Raw genomic sequence first — 24,411 nt, 5'->3', positions numbered from 1 at the left:
TCATGAAACTGATCGGACCATTTTCACAAATACTGCTGCTGCAGGACCTCCCGCTGAAAGGCGCGCTGAAAGACGAGCAGCTGATCGTAATAGAAGCGGGCGGCGTATTGATGGAGGACGGCAGGCATCTCGCAACCGGCGGTTACGCGGAGCTGAAAGACAAATATCCCGGCGCCGCCATAGCATGGATCGACGAGCCGATGGTATTGCTGCCAGGTTTCATCGATTGCCATACGCACATCTGCCATGCCGGTACACGCAGCCGTGACTACGCGATGCGCATCGCGGGTAAATCATATTTGGATATCGCCCGTGCTGGTGGCGGCATATGGGATTCCGTGATGAAGACCCGCGAAGCGGATGAAACGGAACTGGCCATGCTCACCGTTGCCCGCGCCAACCGGCATCTCCGGGACGGCGTTACTACCATGGAAGTAAAAAGCGGTTACGGCCTCGATCTGCAATCGGAATTGAAGATGCTGCGCGCGATCCGTTATGCTGGTCTGCATACCGCTGCCACGCTCATTCCTACCTGTCTAGCCGCGCACATGCAGCCAAAGGATTTTTCGGGAAGGGATTACCTGCAATGGATACTGGAAGAGCTGCTGCCTGTGGTGAGGGAAGAACAGCTTAGCGGGCGGGTGGATATTTTCATCGAAGAAACAGCGTTTTCCGCCGCTGCCGCCAAACCGTTTTTGCTGGCCGCGAAAGCGAAGGGTTTTGAGCTGACGGTGCATGCGGACCAGTTCAGCAGCGGAGGTTCGGCAGTGGCGGTGGAAACAGGCGCGCGCTCAGCGGATCACCTGGAAGCCTCCACAGCAGAAGATATCCGGCGGATCGCGAAATCTGATACGGTGGCGGTGGTGTTGCCGGGTGCGTCGCTGGGACTGGGCATGCCTTATGCTCCCGCGCGCCGCCTGCTGGATGCGGGCGCCTGTGTGGCGGTGGCCAGTGACTGGAACCCCGGTTCCGCGCCCATGGGAGATCTGCTGATGCAGGCCGCGGTGATGAGCGCGGCGGAAAAATTATCTACCGCCGAGGTATTGGCCGGGCTGACCTTCCGGGCTGCAAGGGCGCTGGGCATCACGGCCGATCCTTTGGATATGCAGGCATATCCGTGTAAGGATTACCGGGATATCCTGTATTACCAGGGCCGCATGAAACCCGCCATGGTATGGAAAAGCGGAACACTTATTCAAAATGAAAGCATATGAACAGCTGGCAGGGCCGCACAGATGGCACTTCCCCCGATGTGCTGCGCTGGCACCAGGTAGTGAAGATCGCCGGGGATACTTTACCGGCGCTTGAAGCGGGGCAAAAGGGCATCGCCTTTCTCGGCTTTGCCTGCGATGAAGGCGTACGCCGTAACAAGGGCAGAACGGGCGCCGCGCAAGGGCCGGAGGCTTTGCGGAAAATGTGCGCCAACTTCCCGGTGCATTTTGATCATCATATCCTGGTGGACGCGGGTGATGTCGTTTGTTCGGGGCATGACCTGGAAGCCGCGCAGGAAGCGCTTTCCGCGCGTGTGCAGCAATTGATCGGTGCGGGGTATTTACCCGTGCTGTTCGGCGGGGGGCATGAAATAGCGTACGGGCATGAGCGTGGCATCCGCCGGGCCACCCCTCCCAGCCAGCTCGGCATTATCAACTTCGACGCCCACTTCGACCTGCGGCAACCCGAAGCGCAAGGCCCCACCTCCGGCACAGGCTTCTGGCAAATGGCGGAAGACAGAAAAGCCGCCGGTCTGCCTTTCCATTACCTCGCCCTCGGCATCCAGCAGAACAGCAACACCCGCCGCCTCTTCGATACCGCGGACGCGCTCGGCGCCGAATACCTGCCCGCATCGCTGTTCCAGCCCAAGTACCACGACCGGCTGATCGGCGCTATCGAAGCGTTCATCCGGCGTAACGACAAAATCTACCTGACCACCTGCCTGGACGTATTTGCCGCGCCCTATGCCCCCGGCGTCAGCGCCACGGCCTATAACGGTCTTGTGCCGGACGCGCTTTTCCTCGATTGCTTCCGCACCGTGCTGCGCAGCGGTAAACTGGCCGGCGCGGACATCGCGGAACTGAATCCTTCCCTCGACCCCGATAACCGTACCGCCAAACTCGCCGCATCACTGGTATTTGAGATTGTGATGAACTGTTTTACATTCGCAGCATGAAGATCGGATTGATGTCGGATACCCACGGTTACCTGCACCCGCAGGTATTCCGCTATTTTGAGCATGTAGACGAAATATGGCACGCGGGCGACATCGGCTCCGTTGCGCTGGCGGACGAGCTGGAGGCTTTCAAGCGCCTGCGGGCGGTGTACGGGAATATCGACGGACAGGATATCCGTATCCGTTATCCCGAGCACAACCTTTTTATTTGCGAAGGCGTAAAGGTGTGGATGACACACATCGGGGGATATCCTCCCAAATATACTCCCGTCCTCAAACCCCACATCCGCGAAAAGCGTCCCAAACTATTCATCAGCGGGCATTCCCATATTTTAAAGATCGTGCCCGATCCGGCATTACAATTGTTACATATCAACCCGGGCGCCTGCGGCAAACAGGGCTGGCATAAAGTGAAGACCCTTGTGCGGTTTGAGCTGACGAACGGAGAAATAAAAGGGATGGAAGTGATAGAATTGCCCGATTGATCGTACCTTGACGTACCTGCAACTGTTATGATAAAACGAAATCTTGCTTTACTGGCCGTGATGTTCGCGTTTGTTCCCGCTACCGCGCAGTGGTATAAAACAGTGAACGATTCAGCTTACGTGGAAGACTACACGCAGGACCTGACCGTGCGCGTCTACGGTTCGCGCAAGTACAACTATTATGATCTGAAAGACAGGGACCCGAAAAAGGAACTGCTGTACCGTCCCAATACCGGCACTAATCTGGGTTTCGGGGCGAACTATAAATTTGTGGGGCTGAACATCGGCTTTAATTTCCCCTTCATTAACAACCGCCACGACAAATATGGCGAAACAAAATACCTCGATCTGCAGGCGCATTTGTACCTGCGCAAGTTTGTAGTGGATTTCTATGGACAGTATTACAAAGGATATTACGAAGCGGAGCGGAAACCTTCGGCATTCAATTCCGTGCAACAGGGGTTGATCGCTTTGCGGCCGGACCTCGAGAACAAGAACATCGGGTTGAGCTTTCAGTATATTTTCAACGACGAGCGCTTTTCCTACCGGGCGGCCTATTTGCAGAACGAATACCAGAAAAGAAGCGCCGGTTCACTGATCGTGGGGGCGGAGGCGTTTGCCTGGCAAATGCGCGGCGATTCCGCGTTGATCCCGTCTAATTATACCGAGGGCTTTTTTGATGATGAGCCTTTTACCCAATCCGGGGCGGTGAGCCTCGCTATGAATATCGGTTACGCACACACGTTCGTCATCCTCAGACATTTTTTCATCACCGCTTCCCTGTCCGCCGCAGGCGGCATCAGTCATTCCGGCTTCCGATATGATGATGGCCGGCCAAGGATGCGCGGGTTCGGCTGGCAGCTGAACAACACGGTGCGCTTTGCGGCGGGGTACAACGCGCGGCGCTGGTTTGCCGGTTTGCATTATGTGGATATGATGACGCGCAGCAGATCGCCTATACCCGGCGCGCATCAGAATTTCGGAGCGGGCAATATGCGGTTCAGCGTGGTGAGAAGGTTTACGCTGAAGAAGCCGCTGATCGGGAAATTTTAAACGTTACAATCCTTCCAGCTCGCGTTCCATATTTTCCCTTGCCCGTTTTTCATATTTCTCCCGGAAAGCGGCGGTATGATAAATGCATGTTTGCCCCAGGAAATGCTGCAGCACACGCTTTCTCCCCTTTTTATAGAAGAACGACGGATAGCGGGAATATTCTTTCCTGACCTGTTTCGTATAGGCATCATAGAGAGAAGGCGATGCGCCGAGGATATGCAGGTCGAAGTCCAGGAAATAATCCAGGTCCGGGTCTGCCAGCGGGTTCTGATGCCCTTTGGTAGCCATGATGAAGGCGTATACCTTCTGCTGCTTTTCTTCCGGGTAACCGATCTTTTTCAGGAAGCGCAGGGCTTCCTGCGCGCTTTTCTCTTCGTTATCATGCTGCGAGGCTTTGCAGACCAGGTCGTGAAAATAGATGGCGAAAAGCAGGCTGTCGTTATCAACGATGAAGGGCGCATATTGCTGTTGAAGGCAGATGAGATCGGTAAGATGACGGGTGTTATGGTAATACCTGTCCTCCGCCCCGTACTGCGCCAGTATCCTGTTAACAGTATCCGTCGCAAGGGGGCCGGCGCTGCCGTGGCGGCTGTTGAGAAGCAGCCAATATTCCCTGATCTCGTTTATCTGCATAGCTTGAATTTTGCAAATAACGGGCCAGAGGAAGGTGGTTCAGGGGCATGAAAAAGCCCCGCTCCTGTGGGAACGGGGCCTCTATACATGCTGTTAAAATCATGTTATTTTTTTGCGGCGAACTGCGCTCTGATCACGTTCAACGCGCCACCTGCCTTGAACCACTCGATCTGTTGTTCATTGTAGGTGTGATTGACGGTGATGGAATCTTCGGTGCCGTTGCTGTGGTACAATACCACGGTCAGCGATTTGCCGGGCGCGAAAGAGGTGAGGCCGATGATGTCGATGGTATCGTCTTCCTGCACTTTTTCGTAGTCGTCCTTGTCGTTAAAGGTCAGTGCAAGCATGCCCTGTTTTTTCAGGTTGGTTTCGTGGATACGTGCGAAGGATTTCACGAGTATCGCGCGAACGCCGAGGTGACGGGGTTCCATGGCGGCGTGCTCACGGCTGGAGCCTTCGCCATAGTTCTCGTCGCCTACCACTATGGAACCTACGTTAGCGGCTTTGTAAGCGCGGGCGGTAGCGGGTACAGCGCCGTATTCGCCGGAGAGCTGGTTCTTTACGTTGTCGGTTTTATCATTGTACGCATTGATCGCGCCGATGAGCATGTTGTTGGAGATATTGTCCAGGTGACCGCGGTATTTCAGCCAGGGGCCTGCCATGGAGATGTGGTCGGTGGTACATTTTCCTTTCGCCTTGATGAGGAGCTTCAGTCCTTTCAGGTCTGTGCCTTCCCACGGCTTAAAAGGCGCCAGCAGCTGCAGGCGGTCTGAAGTGGGGGATACGATCACCTCTACGCCGCTGCCGTCTGCGGCGGGCGCCTGGTAACCGGCATCTTTCACGTCAAAGCCTTTGGGGGGCAGTTCAAAGCCGGTGGGCTCATCGAGCTTCACGTCTTCGCCGTTCACATTTTTCAGTGTATCTGTCAGCGGGTTGAAGGTCAGGTCGCCTGCGATGGCCAGCGCGGTTACGATCTCGGGAGATGCAACGAATGCGTGGGTGGAGGCGAGGCCGTCATTCCTTTTCGCGAAGTTACGGTTGAAGGAAGTGATGATGGAGTTCTTGCGGTTGGGATCGTCTATATGACGCGCCCACTGACCGATACAGGGGCCGCAGGCGTTGGCGAGCACCACGCCGCCGATCTGGTCGAACGTGTTCAGCAGGCCGTCCCTTTCGATGGTATACCGTACCAGCTCGGAACCCGGTGTGATGGTGAACTCGGAATGTACTTTCAGTTTTTTATCGATCGCCTGTTTGGCCAGGGAGGCGGAACGGCTGATATCTTCGTAAGAGGAGTTGGTGCAGGAGCCGATCAGGGCTACTTCCAGCTTTTCGGGCCAGTTGTTTTCCTTTACCGCCTGCGCGAATTTGGAGATGGGCCATGCGAGGTCCGGTGTAAAGGGACCGTTCACATAGGGTTCCAGTTCGTCCAGGTTGATCTCGATCACCTGGTCGTAGAATTTGTCGGGGTTCTGGTATACGGCTTCATCCGGACGAAGGTGTTCTCTCACGCCATCGGCCAGTTCAGCTACTTCCGCACGGCTGGTGATCTTCAGGTAGTCAGACATTTTCTGGTCGTACGCGAATACGGAGCAGGTGGCGCCGATCTCCGCGCCCATGTTACAGATGGTGCCTTTACCGGTAGCGCTCATGCTGTCCGCGCCTTCGCCAAAGTATTCCACGATGCAGCCGGTACCGCCTTTCACGGTGAGGATGCCGGCAACGCGGAGGATCACGTCTTTCGGGGAGGCCCAGCCGCTGAGTTTGCCGGTGAGCTTCACGCCGATGAGCTTCGGCATTTTCAGCTCCCATGCAAGGCCGGCCATTACGTCCACCGCGTCCGCGCCGCCCACGCCGATGGCGAGCATGCCCAGACCGCCGGCATTGGGCGTATGGGAGTCCGTACCGATCATCATACCGCCGGGGAACGCATAATTCTCCAGTACTACCTGGTGAATGATGCCCGCGCCGGGTTTCCAGAAACCGATACCGTATTTATCAGAAATAGAAGACAGAAAATCGTAAACTTCCTTGTTGGTGTTGATCGCTGTGGCCAAATCTTCCGCTGCGCCTGTTTTTGCCTGGATCAGGTGATCGCAGTGAACCGTGGAGGGCACGGCTACGGATGCACGACCGCAGGTCATGAACTGCAACAACGCCATCTGGGCGGTGGCATCCTGCATGGCTACACGGTCCGGCGCAAATTCCACATAGGATTTGCCTCTTTCGTAGGAGGAGGTGGTCGGTGCATACAGGTGAGCGTATAAGATTTTTTCAGCCAGTGTAAGCGGACGGCCTAACAACTTACGGGTAGCTTCCACCTTACCCGGCAGTGCCGCATACAGTTTTTTAATCATGTCAATATCAAACACCATGGAAATAAAGAATTTAAGAGCGATTATACTAAAAATTGCACCGCGAAGTTAATCAATATCGATGAGTTTTTAAAGTTCTGCCAGGCATAGTTGTTGCAGGGTTAACAGGGAATAACATTTGTTATTTAAGAAGGATTATAATAAATTTGATATATGAAACGATGATCGATGAACAAGATCAAGGACTTTGTTGAATGGAAGGCTTTTGGCGTTTGCGCAGCTTTAGGCAATAAACTGGGCATAGCCACCTCCCGCATCCGTATTTTCTTTATCTATGCTACATTCCTGGCCATGGGTTCTCCACTGATCGTATATATGATCCTGGCTTTCTGGATGAATATCAAGCATTACATCACCAACGCCCGCAGAAATCCGCTGCGCTATCTGTAAAATTTTTTTCCTGCCGTTAAACCTTTTTCATTACCGCACATCTAACCGGTAACCATTACTTACTCTTATGTTGAAAAATCTTTTAGCAGGCGCCCTGCTGTTTGGCGGCGCTGCTGTGTACCTGACTGCGTGCAGCACTAATGAATCATCCAAAGCTGAGTCTGCGCAATTACAAATTGCATTAACAGATGATCCCGGCGATTACAAGGAGGTATGGATCGATGTAAAGGAGATCCGCATTAACATGACCGACCAGGATGATAATGGCTGGACGACGCTGGCCGGCGTAAATACCGGCGCTTACAACCTGCTGGACCTTGTGAATGACAAGGACACGGTGCTGGTGGATGCCGTTATTCCCAGCGGCAGTATCAGCCAGATCAGGCTGGTGCTGGGCGACAACAACTACATCATCACCAACACCGGTGAAAAGCTCATGTTGCAAACACCCAGCGCACAACAATCCGGGTTGAAGCTGAACATCCATCAGACGGTAATAGCCGGGATCATTAACAAACTGACGCTTGATTTTGACGTGGCCAAATCCATCGTGGAAACCGGCAGCGGCAAGTACATCCTCAAACCGGTGATCCGCACCGTGCTGGAAGCAGTCGGCGGAAACATCAAAGGGGTGGTGCTGCCGGACAGCGTGCAGACGGCGGTACTGGCGATCAACGGTGCAGACACTGTTGCCAGCACTTACAGCGCGGCGGGCGAATACCTGATCCGTGGCATCGACGCGGGCACTTACGCCCTGCATTTTATACCAACCGACACTACCCTGTTACCTTTCGTAACACCCGGGGTAGTCGTAAATCTTGGACAAGTGACGACAGTAGACACTGTGCAACTGGTCAAAAAATAAGGGTTTTCGAGAAACGGAATGCCGCGGTACCTCATAAGGCCGTGGCTTTTCCATTTTCTTACCCTCGGGTTTTGCCGTTAGTCGAGATGATACAGCGTCATGCCCTGATAATGATTTTGCAGCTGATGCACCATGATGTTGTTGGGAATGTCCCGCGTTTCGTCCCGGTAATGCAGCACGATGCGGTTGTTGGAGAGCAGTACGGTGAAAGGCCCGCGTACCCAGGCTTCGCCGTTACCGTTGATGGGTGGCTCATCCGTTTTTTTGAACTTCAGTTTAACAAGCTGTTCCGCTGTGAGCGGGATGGGGAAGAGGTCTTCCGCGGAGTACCAGTTTTCCTGCTCTTCGTGGGTTAAAACGCAGACCTGGCGGTGTTCGTGGTCCACCTGCAAAATCCTGCCTTCAAGCATCTGTTCTTCATACTTCGCGATCACAATATCACCGGTTTTTAATTCTGAAAAATTAATCATGGTGCGATGTTTAGTGTGATATGAATATAATAAAAAAAAGGCAGAACCGCATGCGCGGCCTGCCTTCAATTATTTCTATATCGTTTTCTTATCCTTTTACGTACACGGCTTCCCTGATCCGTACCAGCTCTTCCAGCAAGGGTTCCAGCAGGTCCAGTCGCAGCATGTTGGCGCCGTCTGACTTGGCTTTGGAGGGCTCGGGATGGGTTTCTATGAAAAGACCGTCCGCGCCGGTGGCGATGGCCGCTTTTGCAATGGTGCCGATGAGCTGGGGATTGCCGCCGGTAACGCCGCTGCTCTGGTTGGGCTGTTGCAGCGAGTGCGTGCAGTCCATCACCACGGGAACGCCGTGGCCTTTCATCACGGGAATATTGCGGTAATCCACCACCAGGTCCTGGTAACCGAATGTGGTGCCTCTTTCCGTGAGCAACACATGCTTGTTACCGGCCTGTTCGATCTTTTCCACCGCAAATTTCATGGCTTCACCGCTGACGAACTGTCCTTTTTTCACATTCACGAACTTGCCGGTGTCTGCCGCGGCGAGCAGAATATCTGTCTGGCGGCAGAGGAAAGCGGGGATCTGCAATACGTCCACGTATGCGGCGGCCATCGCGGCTTCTGCCGCGGAGTGGATATCTGATGTGACCGGCAGGTTGAAGTGCTGGCCTGTTTTCTGCAGGAGTTCCAGCCCTTCCACATCGCCGATGCCGGTGAAGGAATTGATGCTGGTGCGGTTGGCCTTGCGGTAGGAGGCTTTGAACACGTAAGGGATGTTCAGCCTTTTGCAGATGGCGGATACTTTTTCTGCCACGCCCATTACCAGGTCCTCGTCTTCCACCACACAGGGGCCGGCGATCAGGAAGAAGTTTTCAGGATTATATTGTTCCTTGAAGAGTGCTTTTAATGTTTTCATGCTGTCTTTTTTACTTGCCAAATGGAATCTTGCGATTTCATTTGGCCTTTGCTCGCGCAAAATTAGCGTTATTTCCCGACATGCACTTTCCTGCTTCCTGATAAAACTGAAACGATCGCGCAACATATCCGGCGTTTAATTGTAATTGTATTGTCATTGTTTCGAAAGGCAGTTGAGCCGGTATGCATCCGGGGCGCTAAATTTGGCTACAATTCTTAAACCGCTGTATGAAGAAAGACAAGATCCTGGTAATAGGCGCCTGCGGCCAGATAGGTGTGGAACTGACGCTGGCGCTGCGTAAAATGTATGGCGACAATAACGTAGTGGCTTCCGACCTCCGGGAGGAGCATGAGCTGCTCCGGGGCAGCGGTCCCTATGTGTCGCTGGATGTTATGAACAAGGAGATGCTGCATGTGCTGGTGATCCGTCATAATATCACCCAGGTTTACCTGCTGGCGGCCATTCTTTCCGCCACCGGCGAGAAAAATCCTTTGCTGGCCTGGCATATCAACATGCAAAGCCTGCTGAACGTGCTGGACATTGCGAAGGAAGAGGGGCTGGACAAAGTGTACTGGCCCAGTTCCATTGCGGTATTCGGTCCGGATTCACCCAAAGAAGCGACCCCGCAACACACGGTCATCGAACCGACCACCATATACGGCATCAGCAAATTTGCCGGAGAGCGCTGGTGTGAATATTACAATCACCGTTACGGCGTGGATGTGCGCAGCCTGCGCTATCCCGGCCTGATCAGCTACAAATCCGCCCCGGGTGGCGGCACTACGGACTATGCCGTGGAGATCTATCATGAAGCGCTGGAAGAAGGCACTTACAAATGTTTCCTGTCCGAAAGCACTTACTTACCCATGATGTACATGCCGGACGCCATCCGCGCTACTATCGAACTGATGGAGGCGGACAGCGCAAGGATCAGCGTTCGTTCTTCGTATAACCTTTCCGGTATGAGCTTTTCCCCGAAAGAGATCGCGGGAGCGATTCAGCAACGCCTGCCTGATTTTACGATCAGCTACGAGCCGGACTACCGCCAGCAGATCGCGGAAGGATGGCCGAAGAGCATTGATGACAGCCTTGCCGCGAAGGATTGGGGGTGGAAGCCGGAGTTTGATCTGGAGAAGATGACGGATGATATGCTGAAAAATCTGAAGGTGCAGAAAAATATGCAATAGAAAAAGCAGTAGATGAAAAAAATAAAGCCGGTAGTGTTTTGCTACCGGCTTTTTTGTGTGGTTATTTCCTGCCGTGCCTGTGAGCCGGCCTGCTGTTAGTTATTCCACGAAACCTACGGCCACGGTGGCATTGCTGAATTCATCCACGAGAATGAATGTGCCGTTGGCGGGGTTTTCCGCATATGCATCCGCGAATACCGGCTGCGCGGTCTTCAACGTGATCCTGCCGATGTCGTTCAGCCCCATTTCCTGCTTTTCTTCTGTCCGGTTGCTGGTCACTTCCACTACATGATGCAGTTGCTGCACTTTCGCCTTGATGCGGTTGGCGCCGTGCTGCAGCAGATAGGTTTTACCGGCGGTGAGCTTTTGCTGGTCCATCCAGCAGATGCTTGCCTGCAGTTCCTTTTTGCCTTCCGGTACACTGTCCGGCGTTACGAGCAGGTTACCGCGGCTGATATCTATTTCATCTTCGAGGGTGATCACCACGCTTTCGCCGGCGTGTGCGGCATCCAGCTGCTGATCGAATTTTTCGATGGATTTGATCCTGCTGCGCTGGCCGTTCGGGAGGGAAACGATTTCCTTGCCCACATGAAAGCTGCCGCTGGCAATTTTGCCGGCGAAACCGCGGAAGTCGTGATGCTGGTCTGTTTTAGGCCGGATCACATACTGTACGGGGAAGCGCGCGGGGTGCTGGCGGTCGTTCAGGTCGAAGGTGATGGACTCGAGGTATTCGAGCAGCGGCTGTTCGTTGTACCAGCTGATCTTTTCTGTTCTTGTCACCACATTTTCCCCGTAGAGGGAGGAGATGGGGATGAACTTCACTTCTTTATCCTCGTAGTGGGAACCTTTCAGCAGTGCCTGGAAGTCTTCCACGATCTGGTTAAAGCGCGCCTGGTCGTATTCCACGAGGTCCATTTTGTTGATGCACACTACCAGGTGGGGAATGCGCAGCATGCAGGCGATGAAGAAGTGGCGGTAGGTTTGTTCCACGATGCCTTTGCGGGCGTCTATGAGGATGAGGGAAACCTGTGCCGTTGATGCGCCGGTCACCATGTTACGGGTGTATTCAAAGTGGCCGGGGGTATCTGCAATAATGTATTTGCGGTTGGGTGTGGAGAAGTAGATGTGCGCCACGTCTATGGTGATGCCCTGTTCGCGTTCCGCGATGAGGCCGTCCGTCAGCAGGGAAAGGTCGGTAAAGTCGAGCCCTTTGCGTTTGCTGGCGGCCTGCAGCGCTTCCATCTTGTCTTGCGTGATGGATTTTGTATCATACAGCAATCGCCCGATGAGGGTGCTTTTGCCATCATCTACACTACCGGAGGTGGTTATACGTAAAACATCCATGTTATCGATCGGTTCGTAGTTTAAAAATATCCCGCCTGCTTGCGTTTTTCCATGGCGGCTTCTGAGCGTTTGTCGTCTATGCGCGCGCCTCTTTCGGAGATCTTGGCGGCGAGGATCTCGCTGATGATGTCTTCCAGCTTGTCGGCTTCGGAGAGCACGGCGGCGGTACAGGTCATATCGCCTACGGTGCGGAAGCGTACTTTGCTGCGGAAGGGCACTTCGTCTTCGGAGGTGTTGAGGAAGGAGGAGTACGGCCAGTACATGCCGTCCCGCTCGATGATCTCGCGTTCGTGGGAGAAGTAGATGGAGGGTATCTGCAATTCTTCTTCCCGGATGTAGTTCCATACGTCCAGCTCCGTCCAGTTGGAGATCGGGAACACCCTAACGTTTTCGCCTATATTAATTTTACCGTTGAGCATGTCGAACAGTTCGGGACGCTGGATCTTGGCGTTCCATTGTCCGAATTCGTCGCGTACGGAGAAGATCCTTTCCTTGGCGCGGGCTTTTTCTTCATCGCGGCGTGCGCCGCCGATGCAGGCGTCGAACTTGAGTTCTTCGATGGCGTCGAGGAGGGTTACGGTCTGGAGGGCGTTCCTGCTGGCGTATTTGCCGGTTTCTTCTTTCGCCTTTCCCTGGTCTATGGAGTCCTGTACGTTGCGAACGATGAGGTTGAGCCCGAGGGATTCCACGAGCCAGTCGCGGAACTGGATGGTTTCGGGGAAGTTATGCCCGGTATCCACGTGGAGCAGGGGAAAGGGGATCTTGCCCGGGTAGAACGCCTTTTGTGCCAGGCGTACCAGGGTAATAGAGTCTTTGCCGCCCGAAAAGAGGATGGCAGGGCGTTCAAATTGCGCAGCCGTTTCACGGAGGATGTAAATTGCCTCATCTTCCAGCGCCCGGGGGAATTGCCATTGAATACTACTACTCATATAACGATGTTAAACTTGATCAACTACTATGTAAACCACACTCTTTTTTGGATGTTTCCCACCACCAGCGGCCGGCGCGGGGGTGTTCTCCAGGTTCAATGGCGCGTGTACAGGGTGCGCAGCCTATGCTGATAAAACCTTTGTCGTGCAGCTTGTTGTAGGGCACGTTGTTATCCTGCAGATAGGCGAGCATTTGTTCATACGACCAGTGTATGAGGGGATTGTATTTATATAACTGACGGCCTTCGTCCCATTCCAGCGCCGGCATGTCGTGCCGGTTTTCACTTTGTTCCGCGCGAAGGCCGGTGATCCATACTTTAGTGTTTTGCAGCGCCCTGTTGAGGGGCACTACTTTGCGGACATGGCAGCATTCCTTCCGGTTTTCCACGGAATCATAGAAGCTGTTCATTCCTTTTTCCTTTACCAGCGCTTCCACGGCGGCTGTTTCGGGGAAATATATCTCGAAAGGCTGCTTGTAGCGGGCCCTGGTAAGGTCCATCAGGTCATACGTTTCCTGGAAAAGGCGGCCGGTATCCAGTGTGAATACCCGCACCGGTAGATGATTGCGCCAGATGATATCTGCGAGTACCTGGTCTTCCTGGCCAAATGACGTGGAAAAGGCCACTGCGCCAGGGAATTTTTCCGTTAATATGCGTATTCCTGCAGCTATGTCCTGCTGTTGGGCTACCAGCCCTGCTAAGTCATTCATAATGCTTCCTAACTACCTCCTGCAAAAATACATAAAACCTATAAAAAAGATAGACTAATTATGAAGAAGATTAAAAAAAACAGCGGACCGGGGGGATTGGGGGATTGAGGAAAGGGAATGCGCTGGCAACTTGGAGGATTTGGGAAGCGGAATGTGTTGGTAAAGGAGGATTGAGAAACAGAATGTGTTGGTAAAAGGGGAGATTGGGAAACAGAGAGCCCCGGTTTCCCGGGGCCTTTGCCAACTTTCCTGGGGAACGTGCTGTTTGTCGGTTCTGAGAACGTTTTTCTTCTCTGGTTACGATAGAAAACAGGTATAGGGAAACTTCTTTTAACTAATTGATAAGCAGTAACTAAAGTACTAATGTATACAGCAAAGGTAAGCGGAAGGGGATGCGTTTTACAATACCTATAAGTGAGTATTTTTTGGGGGGTGCCGCGCATGAAAATTGCCGCGCATGAAAAAGGGAAAGTCCACATAGACTTTCCCTGCTTATAACCCATTGTAAATATTTATCGTTCCTTGGTGAGGATATCTTTTAACGTTTTGTTTTCCAGCAGTTTAAGCGTCGCGTCCCGCACTTTGCTCATTACTTCGTTCAGCCCGCAAACGGCCTCGTCCTTGCAGTTTTCGCAGCGCTCGTAGTAGTTGAGGCTAACGCAGGGCAGGAGGGCGATGGCGCCGTCGAGCAAGCGGATGATGCGTGCCAGCTGGATCTCCTTTGGAGGCCGCAGCAGGTAGTAGCCGCCGCCTTTACCTTTTTTGCTGCCCAGGATACCGGCATTCTTCAATTCCAGGAGGATATTCTCGAGGAATTTGATGGAAATATTTTTTTCGGACGCTATTTCTGATATCAGTATAGGTCCTTTGTCAATATTTTCGGCCAGATATACTAATGCGTGAAACGCATATTGTGTTTTTTTTGACAGCATATTGAATTAGAGATCGATAGTGATTGCACTCCCTGGGCACAAATATAACAAAATCCTCCGGTCTACAGGCTTAGCACATCTTTCATGGTGAAGATGCCTTTTTTGCCTTTCAGCCATTCCGCGGCGGTGACGGCGCCGGCGGCGAACCCTTCGCGGGAGTGGGCCGTATGGGTGATGGTGATGTCGTCTATTGCGGAGCTGTAGTGGATGGTATGGGTGCCGGGGGCGGGATCTTCTCTTTTGGAAACGATGCCCAGGCTGGCGGGGTCGTTGGTGGCTTCATTCACCCAGCCGGTTTTTCCGGGTACTTTTTCGAGGATCTGTTCGGCGAGGGTGATGGCGGTGCCGCTGGGGGCGTCTTTCTTCTGGGTGTGGTGCACTTCCACCATGCTCACCCTGTATTCCTTTTGCGGGGCCATCAGTTCGGCCAGCCTGCGGTTCAGCTCAAAAAAGATGTTCACGCCGATGCTGAAATTGCTGGCGTACAGGAAAGCCTGGTGTTTTTCAAGGCATTGGGCCTTTACTTCGGGCAGCTTTTCCAGCCAGCCGGTGGTGCCGCAAACAACGGGCACATTGGCGTCGAAGCATTTTTCGATGTTATGATAGGCGGTTTCAGGCGTGGTGAATTCAATGGCCACATCGGCCTGTGACAGGTGTTCTTTTTCCAGCAGGTGGCTGCTGTTGATGTCTATGCGGTGAACGATCTCGTGTCCGCGGCCCTGGGCGATGGCTTCAATGGCCTTGCCCATTTTGCCGTATCCGATTAATGCTATCTTCATAATGCGTTGTGATTTATCTGAAAGCCAATCCCTGCCTGATCTTCTTCCTGGGGGAGAGGGATATGTTGACGCCGACGCCGATGGCGCGGTTGTCGATTACTTTTGGAAAAATGCGTATGCTGAGGTCGTCGCTCATGTCAAACTGCCGGAGATGCCCGAACACCGTGGCGTCCACGATATTCAGCGCGTACGCGGCCACGAATACCAGCACGGAATAGTCCACGTACTGCCGGTAAGCGTCCCGCAGGTATTTCAGGTTGGCGTCGCTGTACTGCGGATACTGGTCCACATAATCCGGGTTGCTCGCATTGGCTACCCGCACGCGGTAAGCATTGCGGTACTCGGTGAACAGGTCCATATTCCCGATAAAAAAACCGGTACTGATGCCCAGTGCGGCATATACGAGGGGGATCTTCCAGTACTGGCGGTTGTAAGCCTGACCGAGGCCGGGCAGTACGGCGGAGTAGAACGCCGCCTTGCGGGGGCTGTGAATGGATTTATAGCTGAGCAGCAGGGAATCTTCAACGGAAACAACGGGCGGCGTGGTATCGCGCGCGGCGGCAACTGTCCGGCGCTGCAGGGAATCCACGATCAGCCGGTTGTTGCCTGTTGTATCCTGTGCATGGCTTGTGAGGGCGGGTAATAAGAGCAGGAACAACAGGGTATAAAGCGTGTACCCTGTCTTATTTTTCACCGTATAATGATAATTTTTCCAGGATACTGTCCAGTTCTTCGTCAGAATAAAACTCGATGTTGATGCTGCCTTTGCCGTTCTTGCTTCTGTCCAGGCTCACTTTGGTGGAAAAGTGCGAGGCCAGGTTGTCCTGTATCTTCTGATAGGCGGGCGGCAGTGTATTTTTGACGGATTTTTTGACGTTGCCTTTTTCAATATGATTTACTTTCCGCACCAGCTCTTCTGTCTGGCGTACGGAAAGCCCGTTTTTCATGATCTCGCCGAAGATGAAGAGTTGTTTTTCCACGTTCTCCACGGCGATGAGGGTGCGGGCGTGGCCCATGCTGAGCTTGGCGTTGCGTACGGCCACCTGTATGTCCGGCGGCAGTTTCAGCAGGCGGATGTAGTTGGTGACGGTGCTGCGTTCTTTGCCCATGCGCTCGGCTACCTGTTCCTGGGTGAGGCTGATCTCTTCCATCAGGCGTTTGTAGCTGAGGCCGATTTCTATGGCGTTGAGGTTTTCCCTTTGAAGGTTTTCGAGCAGGGCGAGTTCCAGCAGTTCCTGGTCGTTCGCCTGCCTTACGTATGCGGGAATATCTTTCAGCCCGGCCATTTTGCTGGCGCGGAAGCGGCGTTCACCGGCGATGAGCTGGTACTTTTTGCCGAGGCGCGCCACAGTAACGGGCTGGATGATGTCGTGCAGTTTGATGGATTGACTCAGCTCCTGTAAAGCCTGCTCATCAAAATCCCGGCGCGGCTGCTTGGGATTGATCTCTATGAGGTCCAGCGGAATACGTTCAATGCCGGTAGCCTGTGCCACCACCTGTTCGCCTAAGGCGCTGGTAGTCTGCTTCAGGTCCGTATCGATGTTCTGTAACAGCGACCGGATACCTTTCCCCAGTGCCTCTTTCTTACTCGGATTGGTCATCGTTTATTGCTAGGATTTTATCTTCTGTTTTGATCTTGGTAAAGTTATGCTTTTGCAGTATTTCCTTTGCCAGGTTCAGGTAGTTGATGGCGCCGGTGCTGGCGGCGTCGTACATGATCACGGACTTGCCGAAGCTCGGGGCTTCGCCCAGTTTGGTATTGCGGTGGATGATGGTGTTGAACACGCTTTCCTCGAAGTGTTGTTTTACTTCGTCCACCACCTGGTTGCTGAGGCGGAGGCGGCCGTCGTACATGGTCATGAGGATGCCTTCAATTTCCAGCTCCGTATTCAGCCTGCTTTGTACGATCTTGATGGTGTTGAGCAGTTTGCCGAGCCCTTCCAGCGCGAAGAATTCGCATTGCACGGGGATGATCACGGAGTTGGAGGCCACGAGGGCGTTCACGGTGATCAGGCCGAGGGAGGGGGAGCAGTCTACGATCACGAAATCATAATCTCCCTGTACGGAGTCGATCACCTGTTTCATCACCCTTTCCCGGTTGGGGTGGTTGATGAGTTCCAGTTCGGCGCCTACGAGGTCGATATGCGAGGGCAATACCTTGAGGTTCGGTGTATCGGATTCCAGGATCACGTCCCGGGCCTGTACATCGTTCACCATGCAGTCGTACAGGCTTTGCTGCACATTGCGCAGGTCAAAGCCGAGGCCGGTGGTGCTGTTTGCCTGGGGGTCCGCATCTACGAGCAATGTCTTGTATTCCAGTACTGCCAGGCTGCTGGCCAGGTTGATAGCACTGGTGGTTTTTCCCACGCCCCCTTTTTGATTGGCGATTGCGATAATTCTTGCCATTTGTTCTGTCTTGAATTCTTAGGTTTTACAGGATAACAGGATCAAACTTCGATCGTTTCTCCGATGGCCGGGAGCAGCAGGTTCAGTCCGGCTGCCTCAAACTGGCGGATAGCGTCTTGTTTATCTATCTTGATGAAACCGAACGTGTCGTAATGTACGCCCACGATCCGGCTGCATTGAATAAATTCTGCTGCTATAATGGCATCTTCCACGCCCATCGTGAAGTTATCCCCGACCGGCAGCACCGCAAAGTCCAGCTTCGCCCAGCGGGGGATCAGCTCCATGTCGAACGTCAGCGCGGTATCACCGCTGTAGTAGAAGTTCCCCTGTTCCGTGGTGAATATGAACCCCATGGGATTGCCGCCGTAGCTGCCGTCCGGCAGACCGCTGGAATGATGCGCTACCACACATTTCACGGCGCCGAAGTCGAACGCCCATTTACCCCCCGTATTCATCGGATGGGTATTGGTAATGCCCTGTTTCGCCACCCATTCCACCAGCTCGAACGCTCCCACCACTTTGGCGCCGGTACGCTGCGCCAGCGCCACCAGGTCCCCCACATGGTCCTGATGACCATGCGATACAAAAATATAATCAGCCTCAATACGATTTACATCTATCGCACGGGCCAGCTCGTTGTGTGTTATAAACGGGTCAAAAACGATTTTCTTGCCCTTTATCTCCACCGCAAAGCTGGAATGGCCGTAATAGGTGAATTTCATATTGTAATTATCTATTATAATGACCTAATCGGACAAAAATACAACGAATCAATAACAAATGGGGCTCGCCCCTGATTTATTTATTCACACAGCCCCGGTGGGGAAAAGTAGGATTTTTTCCGCCGGATTGCAATTTTTTGGTCACATGATCGTCTACAAAATCAAACAGCAGGAATCATGCCGCCGCTTTATGGTAAATTTGCTGTTTCCGGATTAAAAACAGTTGAGTTCAAATAATTTATGAGATCTACATCTTTCATCATCTTTTTTGCTATCCTGCTTCTTCTGATAGATATTTATGTATTTGTCGCCATCCGTTCACTGATGCAGCACACTTCCCTGCGCTGGAAAATACCGGTATACAGCCTTTACTGGCTGGTATCCGCCCCGGTCATCCTGTCCATATTATTCTTCCAGTTCATTCCCGGCGACGCCTTCCCGATGTTCCGCAGCTATTTCCGGGCTGTTGCGATCGGGTTGGGGCTGGCGAAGACGGTGGTGGTGCTGTTTATGCTGATAGATGACGGACGGCGAGCCGTGATGTGGGTGGTGGAGAAGTTCCGTTCGGCTCCCGCGGTGGCCGCGGCCGTGGCGGAAGGCAATAAGGAGGTGGACGGGATCAGCCGCTCGCAGTTCCTGATGAAATCCGGCCTGCTGGTGGGAGGCACGCTATTCGGGACGCTGCTGTACGGATTTTCCAACAAGTATAATTATCATGTGCGCAAGCTGCGCCTCCAATATCCGAACCTTCCTGAAGCTTTCCGTGGACTGAAAATGGTGCAGATATCGGACGTTCACTCCGGCAGCTTCGCCAATAAAGAGGCCGTGATGCGCGGCATTGAACTGATCCAGGCGCAGAAGCCGGACCTGGTGGTGTTTACCGGGGACCTGGTAAATGACCGCGCTAATGAAATGGAGGATTACATCGATGTATTCAACAAGATCAGCGCGCCGATGGGCGTTTACTCCACCCTCGGCAACCACGATTACGGCGATTACTATCACTGGCCGGATTACGATGCCAACCGCCACAGCGTTCTCAAAGTGCAGAACCTCGAACGCCTCAAGGCCATCCACGGTGAACTGGGCTGGCGTTTGCTGATGAACGAGCACGTTACGCTGGAAAGAAACGGTGAAAAGATCGCCCTGATAGGCGTGGAGAACTGGAGCCAGAACCCCCGCTTCCCCCGGAAAGGTGACCTGGCGGCGGCGCATGCGGGCACCACCGGCATCCCTTTTAAAATACTGCTTTCCCATGATCCGACGCATTGGGACGGACAGGTGCGCAGCACTTACCCGGACATTGACCTGATGTTGGCCGGCCACACGCACGGCATGCAGTTTGGGGTGGAAATACCGTTCTTCAAATGGAGCCCCGCCCAATATATCTACAAGCAATGGGCCGGCCTCTACGAGGAAGGCGCGCAAAAGCTTTACGTCAACCGCGGTTACGGCTTCCTCGGGTATCCCGGCCGCGTGGGCATTATGCCGGAGATCACCGTCATCGAACTGGCGTAGCCCGTCATCCCGGAGATCGCTGTCATCCGGCCGTATGGGCATCATGCCGGAGATCACCGTCATCGAACTGGCGTAGCCCATCATCGCCGAGATTCTTGCTTCTCGAACTGGCATAAAGGAAATTAGCTTAAATTGGGGGCGCTGTGCGACACCATATCATTTTATCCATCCTTCTTTTCTCTGTTCAACAGGCTGCAGGGCAGACGCTGGCCGAGCTGGAACGCCAGCTCGATTCGCTGCTGGGCGCGCAACAGAAAAGTGAAGTGTCCATCGGCATCGGATATGGCAACAACCCCGCGTACGGCGGCAAAACCACCGACCCCTTCCGGCCCATTACCATGAAGCCTTTCCTGTCCCCCGTCGTTTCCTACAACCATAAAAGCGGCTGGTTCGCCTCCGCCTACGGATACTATCTTTTTTCCGCCAACCGGAACCCCTGGTTCGAGCTGGACCTGAGTACTGGTTATGACTACACGAAACACCGGAACGTGCTCACCGGCATTTCGTATACCCGTTACTTTTATAAAGATTCGGCAGACGTACCGCCAACCCCCATCAAAAACGAGCTGTTCGCTTATTTCATCTTCCGGAAATGGTGGCTGGAGCCCGGTCTCAGCGTGGACTTCGGATGGGGAAAAGACAAGCTGGCAGAAAAAAACATTACCGGCAGCGATTTCAACGTGATCGCGGACCTGCGACATTCTTTCATTTACATGGACCTCCTCACGGAAGACGACGCCATACTCATCATGCCCGTGTTGTCTTTCACCACCGGCACCGCCAATTACTACAGCAACCTCAAAAGCTTCCAATATGTATCCCGCTCGAAACTTATCCAGAAAAGGAACAGGCAAAAGAAAAACAGGGGCCAGGGCCAGCAGGTCGTGGAAGTGGAAGAGATCGTGAGCGATAACACCGGTTTTCAGCCCCGCGCGGTAGACATGAGCCTGCGGATGTCTTATCTGCTTGGTAAGTTCACCCTCTCGCCGTCTTACACCCTTTTTAAAATGTTGCAGGGAGAAGACAATAATATCACCGGCTATTTCACGGCCAGCCTGAGTGTTAGTTTCTGAAAGTTATTTAGCATGGATTTTGCATGGCTGATAGGGGTCAGAGTCATTTCCCGCGTCATAATCAAGAAACCCATTGACGCTTAAACACTTAAACAAATCAATATGAAAAAACTGTTTTTCGCCTTGACAGTGATCGCTGTTACCACCGTATCCACAGTTTCCACCGTAAATGCCCAAAAATTATTACGCTTTGGTATCAAGGGAGGCGCCAACCTCGGGAAGATCGACGGTACAGGTTATGATGAAGCATTCAAGCTGGGATACCACCTTGGCGGCTTTGCGCAGATCAACCTGGTAAAGGGATTCGGCATTCAGCCGGAACTGGTGTTCTCTTCTACCGCGGCTGAAGTGAAAAATACTTCGGAGTTCAGCGCGGAGAATGAATTCAACAATCTGAAAGAAACAAAACCGAAACTGAATTATCTGAGCATTCCGGTGCTGGCCAATATCGACCTGGGCTCGCCGCGTTTCAAACTGCAGGTAGGTCCCCAGTTCAGCATCCTGACCAGCAAAAAGAAGAACGTGTTCGAAGAAGGGAAGGAAGCTTTCAAGAGCGGTGACTTTTCCGCAGTGGGCGGCCTCTGGCTGCAGCTGCCGATCGTTAACATCAGCGCCCGTTACATCATCGGCCTGTCCAATGTAAACGACGTAACACTAAGCAATGCAACAAAACCTGATTCCTGGAAAAACCAGGCCATCCAGTTAGGCGTAGGTATTACATTATAACCGATGTACACCTACACTGTTAACGAAAGGGCGTCCCTCAAGGCGCCCTTTTCCTTTTCTCAGTTATAAATATTACCTTTTGATCATGGCATTAAAGTTGACTATATAGCATTACTATTAAATTGGGGGCTATAAACAGGAGGTTCCTGCCATATTGTCCCCGGACTTAAAACTGACAGATGAACACATTTTTTTTAGGCAATTCGGAAGACGAGATGGAATTTATGCCGATTATCCCTTTGAATGAAGAAGGCGAAGGTCAGGAGGAAGACAAGATACCGGAGGAATTGGCCCTGTTGCCGCTACGAAATACGGTGCTGTTTCCCGGTGTGGTATTACCCATTACAGTAGGACGAGATAAATCCATAAAGGCGGTAAACGATGCTTACCGGACTGACAAAATGATAGGTGTAGTCGCGCAAAAAGACAGTAATGTAGAAGAACCGTCCGTTGCCGATCTCACCAATGTGGGTACCATCGCCCGCATTGTCAAGCTCATCAAAATGCCGGACGGCGGCACCACCATCATCATCCAGGGCCGCAAACGTTTCGCCATTAAATCCATTCTTACAGAAGATCCTTACTTCAAAGCCAGCTACGAACTGCTGCAGGAAGAAATGGAAGAGAATGATTCCGAGCTGGACGCTTATGTGTCTTCTATCAAAGACCTCGCGAGCCAGATCATACAACTTTCGCCCAATATCCCTTCAGAAGCCAATATCATCCTGAAGAATATAGAGAACGCCACTTTCCTGATCCACTTCGTGTCTTCCAACCTCAACAGCGAGCTGAAAGACAAGCAGCTGCTGCTGGAAACCAACAACATCCGCACCCGCGCGGAACTGCTGATGAAGCTCCTGCAAATGGAGCTGCAGCTGGCGGAACTGAAGAACAAGATCACCAACAAAACGAAGCAGGACCTGGACAAACAGCAGCGGGAATACTTCCTGCAACAGCAGATGAAGTCCATCAAGGAAGAACTGGGCGGTGATTCGAACGACCGGGAGATCAAGGAAATGCTCCGCAAATCGGAACTGAAGAAGTGGCCGGAAGCGGCGAAGGAGCTTTTCACCAAAGGCATTGAAAAGCTCGAACGCATGCATCCCAGCACACCGGATTATTCAGTGGTGTACAATCATCTGGACCTGATGCTGGACCTGCCCTGGAACGAATATACAACGGACAGCTACGATCTGAAGAAAGCGAAGAAAGTGCTGGACAATGATCATTACGGGATGGACAGGATCAAGGAACGCATCCTGGAATACCTGGCCGTGCTGAAGCTGAAAGGCGATATGAAGTCACCGATCCTGTGCTTCGTAGGCCCTCCGGGCATCGGCAAAACCTCACTTGGCCGCTCCATCGCCAACGCCATCGGCCGCAAGTACGCCCGGCTGAGCCTTGGCGGACTGCATGATGAAAGCGAGATCAGGGGCCACCGTAAAACCTATATCGGCGCGATGGCCGGTCGCATCCTGCAAACGATCCGCAAGGTGAAATCCGGCAACCCGGTGATGATCCTCGACGAGATCGATAAAGTTGGCAACGACTTCCGCGGCGATCCCGCATCCGCTTTGCTGGAAGTGCTCGACCCCGAACAGAACGGCACCTTCTACGATAACTACCTGGAGCTGGAATATGATCTCAGCAAAGTGCTGTTCATCGCAACGGCCAATAATATCAATGCCATCCCCATCGCGCTCCGCGACAGGCTGGAAGTGATCGACCTCAGCGGTTATTCCATCGAAGAAAAGGTGGAGATCGCCAAACGTCACCTGATCCCCAAGCAGCGGGAAGCGCACGGGCTGAACACCATCAAGTTCACTTTCTCCAACAAGGTGATCGAAAAGATAATTGCGGATTACACCCGCGAAAGCGGTGTGCGGGAGCTGGACCGCCAGCTGGCCGCCGTGATGCGCTCACTGGCGAAAGATGTGGCGCTGGGCGTGAAACTGAAAGACGCCGTGACGGATGAAAGAGTGGCCAAAGCGCTCGGCAAATCCAAATACAGCAACGAAATATATAAAACCGGCAACCCACCCGGCGTTGCCGTGGGCTTGGCCTGGACGTACGTAGGCGGCGATATCCTCTTTATCGAATCCAGCCTCAGCGAAGGAAAAGGCGAGCTGAAGCTCACCGGCAACCTCGGTAATGTGATGAAAGAATCCGCCGTAACAGCGCTCAGCTACCTGCAGTCCAACGCCACTTCCCTCCGGATAGATCCGAAGATATTCCGCGAACGGAACGTACACGTGCATGTGCCGGAAGGCGCCGTGCCGAAAGACGGGCCAAGTGCGGGCGTTACCATGCTCACCGCCCTTACCTCCGCTTACACCGGCCGCCGTGTGAAGCCGTTCCTTGCCATGACGGGGGAGATCACGCTGCGCGGACAGGTATTGCCGGTGGGCGGCATCAAGGAAAAGATACTGGCCGCCAAACGCGCCGGCATCAAGGAGATCGTGCTCTGCTGGCAGAACGAGAAAGATATACAGGACATCAATCCCGATTATATCAAGGGGCTGAAGTTTCATTATGTAAAAGAAATGAACCAAGTGCTGGAAACAGCGTTATTAAAGAGATAAGGACATATCATTGCCATTCCTGGCAACGGTATGTAACTACGAAGCTCCGCTTCTCCGGAAGCGGGCGCATGTTGATTGTTTAAGGGTTTGAATAAGGCCACCCGGCGGGGAGGCCTTATTCTTTTTGGGGCGGTGGATGCCGCTGCATTTCTT

General features: G+C 53.1%; 24 protein-coding genes. 11 read left to right on the top strand and 13 right to left on the bottom strand.

All coding sequences use genetic code 11. The features are described from left to right. The first annotated feature begins 2 nt into the window (after positions 1 to 2). Genes hutI through CCY01nite_RS00145 form a run of 4 tightly spaced genes read left to right on the top strand, consistent with a single transcriptional unit; the run spans position 3 to position 3,705 of the window. A complete protein-coding gene (gene hutI, locus CCY01nite_RS00160) occupies positions 3 to 1,214 on the top strand; it encodes an imidazolonepropionase (RefSeq protein ID WP_146857283.1) in 1,212 nt (403 codons plus the stop codon). After that, positions 1,211 to 2,167 carry a formimidoylglutamase gene (hutG, locus tag CCY01nite_RS00155; protein ID WP_146857282.1) on the top strand — a complete coding sequence of 319 codons (957 nt, stop codon included), beginning with the start codon at positions 1,211 to 1,213 and terminating at the stop codon, positions 2,165 to 2,167. Before hutI ends, hutG begins: the two co-directional genes overlap by 4 nt. Then, positions 2,164 to 2,652, top strand: a complete 489-nt coding sequence (locus CCY01nite_RS00150) for a metallophosphoesterase family protein (protein ID WP_146857281.1) — start codon at positions 2,164 to 2,166, stop codon at positions 2,650 to 2,652. The genes hutG and CCY01nite_RS00150 overlap by 4 nt, the downstream gene beginning before the upstream one ends. 27 nt (positions 2,653 to 2,679) lie before the next feature. Next, a complete protein-coding gene (locus CCY01nite_RS00145) occupies positions 2,680 to 3,705 on the top strand; it encodes a DUF4421 domain-containing protein (RefSeq protein WP_146857280.1) in 1,026 nt (341 codons plus the stop codon). Between the two features lie 3 nt (positions 3,706 to 3,708). Here CCY01nite_RS00145 and CCY01nite_RS00140 read toward each other — a convergent pair whose 3' ends face one another. Both CCY01nite_RS00140 and CCY01nite_RS00135 read right to left on the bottom strand, forming a co-directional pair. Next, on the bottom strand, positions 3,709 to 4,338 hold the full coding sequence (locus tag CCY01nite_RS00140; RefSeq protein ID WP_146857279.1) for an HD domain-containing protein: 630 nt from the start codon (positions 4,336 to 4,338) through the stop codon (positions 3,709 to 3,711). A gap of 104 nt (positions 4,339 to 4,442) precedes the next feature. Next, positions 4,443 to 6,695: an aconitate hydratase gene (locus CCY01nite_RS00135; protein WP_262713295.1), complete on the bottom strand. Its 2,253-nt coding sequence runs from the start codon at positions 6,693 to 6,695 to the stop codon at positions 4,443 to 4,445. Between the two features lie 186 nt (positions 6,696 to 6,881). Here CCY01nite_RS00135 and CCY01nite_RS00130 point away from each other — a divergent pair, with 186 nt between their 5' ends. Together CCY01nite_RS00130 and CCY01nite_RS00125 are read left to right on the top strand one after the other, a co-directional pair. Next, positions 6,882 to 7,103, top strand: coding sequence for a PspC domain-containing protein (locus CCY01nite_RS00130; RefSeq protein WP_146857277.1), 222 nt, complete (start codon positions 6,882 to 6,884; stop codon positions 7,101 to 7,103). Between the two features lie 67 nt (positions 7,104 to 7,170). Then, positions 7,171 to 7,968 (top strand): DUF4382 domain-containing protein, encoded by a 798-nt coding sequence (locus CCY01nite_RS00125; protein ID WP_146857276.1) that lies wholly within the window; start codon positions 7,171 to 7,173, stop codon positions 7,966 to 7,968. Positions 7,969 to 8,045: 77 nt separating this feature from the next. On the opposite strand, the gene CCY01nite_RS00120 is transcribed toward CCY01nite_RS00125, so the two are convergent. Both CCY01nite_RS00120 and kdsA read right to left on the bottom strand, forming a co-directional pair. Further along, on the bottom strand, positions 8,046 to 8,438 hold the full coding sequence (locus CCY01nite_RS00120) for a hypothetical protein (protein ID WP_146857275.1): 393 nt from the start codon (positions 8,436 to 8,438) through the stop codon (positions 8,046 to 8,048). Between the two features lie 88 nt (positions 8,439 to 8,526). Further along, positions 8,527 to 9,351 carry a 3-deoxy-8-phosphooctulonate synthase gene (gene kdsA / locus CCY01nite_RS00115; RefSeq protein ID WP_146857274.1) on the bottom strand — a complete coding sequence of 275 codons (825 nt, stop codon included), beginning with the start codon at positions 9,349 to 9,351 and terminating at the stop codon, positions 8,527 to 8,529. A 227-nt stretch (positions 9,352 to 9,578) separates the two neighbouring features. Between kdsA and CCY01nite_RS00110 the strand changes: the two genes are divergently transcribed. Continuing rightward, positions 9,579 to 10,538 carry an NAD-dependent epimerase/dehydratase family protein gene (locus CCY01nite_RS00110; RefSeq protein ID WP_146857273.1) on the top strand — a complete coding sequence of 320 codons (960 nt, stop codon included), beginning with the start codon at positions 9,579 to 9,581 and terminating at the stop codon, positions 10,536 to 10,538. Positions 10,539 to 10,637: 99 nt separating this feature from the next. Here the strand turns inward: CCY01nite_RS00110 and CCY01nite_RS00105 are convergent, their stop codons facing one another. The 9 genes from CCY01nite_RS00105 to CCY01nite_RS00065 form a co-directional block, all read right to left on the bottom strand. Then, positions 10,638 to 11,882, bottom strand: a complete 1,245-nt coding sequence (locus CCY01nite_RS00105) for a sulfate adenylyltransferase subunit 1 (protein ID WP_146857272.1) — start codon at positions 11,880 to 11,882, stop codon at positions 10,638 to 10,640. 20 nt (positions 11,883 to 11,902) lie between these two features. Next, entirely contained in the window at positions 11,903 to 12,811 is a 909-nt protein-coding gene (gene cysD / locus CCY01nite_RS00100) for a sulfate adenylyltransferase subunit CysD (protein WP_146857271.1), read from the bottom strand. Positions 12,812 to 12,830: 19 nt separating this feature from the next. Next, positions 12,831 to 13,520 (bottom strand): phosphoadenylyl-sulfate reductase, encoded by a 690-nt coding sequence (locus tag CCY01nite_RS00095; RefSeq protein ID WP_146857270.1) that lies wholly within the window; start codon positions 13,518 to 13,520, stop codon positions 12,831 to 12,833. 512 nt (positions 13,521 to 14,032) lie between these two features. Further along, positions 14,033 to 14,452, bottom strand: a complete 420-nt coding sequence (locus tag CCY01nite_RS00090; RefSeq protein ID WP_146857269.1) for an RrF2 family transcriptional regulator — start codon at positions 14,450 to 14,452, stop codon at positions 14,033 to 14,035. Positions 14,453 to 14,514: 62 nt separating this feature from the next. Further along, positions 14,515 to 15,231: a 4-hydroxy-tetrahydrodipicolinate reductase gene (gene dapB, locus CCY01nite_RS00085; RefSeq protein WP_146857268.1), complete on the bottom strand. Its 717-nt coding sequence runs from the start codon at positions 15,229 to 15,231 to the stop codon at positions 14,515 to 14,517. A gap of 13 nt (positions 15,232 to 15,244) precedes the next feature. Then, positions 15,245 to 15,925 (bottom strand): DUF5683 domain-containing protein, encoded by a 681-nt coding sequence (locus CCY01nite_RS00080; protein ID WP_146857267.1) that lies wholly within the window; start codon positions 15,923 to 15,925, stop codon positions 15,245 to 15,247. Continuing rightward, positions 15,915 to 16,832: a ParB/RepB/Spo0J family partition protein gene (locus tag CCY01nite_RS00075; RefSeq protein WP_146857266.1), complete on the bottom strand. Its 918-nt coding sequence runs from the start codon at positions 16,830 to 16,832 to the stop codon at positions 15,915 to 15,917. Before CCY01nite_RS00075 ends, CCY01nite_RS00080 begins: the two co-directional genes overlap by 11 nt. Further along, positions 16,816 to 17,637, bottom strand: coding sequence for a ParA family protein (locus CCY01nite_RS00070; protein ID WP_146857265.1), 822 nt, complete (start codon positions 17,635 to 17,637; stop codon positions 16,816 to 16,818). The genes CCY01nite_RS00075 and CCY01nite_RS00070 overlap by 17 nt, the downstream gene beginning before the upstream one ends. Before the next feature lie 41 nt (positions 17,638 to 17,678). Then, entirely contained in the window at positions 17,679 to 18,359 is a 681-nt protein-coding gene (locus CCY01nite_RS00065) for a metal-dependent hydrolase (protein ID WP_146857264.1), read from the bottom strand. 240 nt (positions 18,360 to 18,599) lie between these two features. Between CCY01nite_RS00065 and CCY01nite_RS00060 the strand changes: the two genes are divergently transcribed. From CCY01nite_RS00060 to lon, 4 genes are all read left to right on the top strand, one after another. Next, complete coding sequence (locus tag CCY01nite_RS00060) at positions 18,600 to 19,877, top strand: metallophosphoesterase (protein WP_146857263.1); 1,278 nt, start codon at positions 18,600 to 18,602, stop codon at positions 19,875 to 19,877. Positions 19,878 to 20,020: 143 nt separating this feature from the next. Beyond that, entirely contained in the window at positions 20,021 to 20,950 is a 930-nt protein-coding gene (locus CCY01nite_RS00055; RefSeq protein WP_146857262.1) for a hypothetical protein, read from the top strand. Between the two features lie 102 nt (positions 20,951 to 21,052). Then, on the top strand, positions 21,053 to 21,676 hold the full coding sequence (locus CCY01nite_RS00050; RefSeq protein ID WP_146857261.1) for a porin family protein: 624 nt from the start codon (positions 21,053 to 21,055) through the stop codon (positions 21,674 to 21,676). A gap of 179 nt (positions 21,677 to 21,855) precedes the next feature. Next, the gene (gene lon / locus CCY01nite_RS00045) at positions 21,856 to 24,258 is read left to right on the top strand and encodes an endopeptidase La (protein WP_146857260.1); all 2,403 of its coding nucleotides are present in this window, start codon (positions 21,856 to 21,858) and stop codon (positions 24,256 to 24,258) included. Positions 24,259 to 24,411 lie beyond the last annotated feature (153 nt).

It is taken from the genome of Chitinophaga cymbidii (assembly GCF_007992715.1).
Lineage (GTDB): Bacteria > Bacteroidota > Bacteroidia > Chitinophagales > Chitinophagaceae > Chitinophaga > Chitinophaga cymbidii.
The sequence above is the reverse complement of the archived record's forward strand: the minus strand, read 5'-3'. Positions and strand labels throughout refer to the sequence as shown.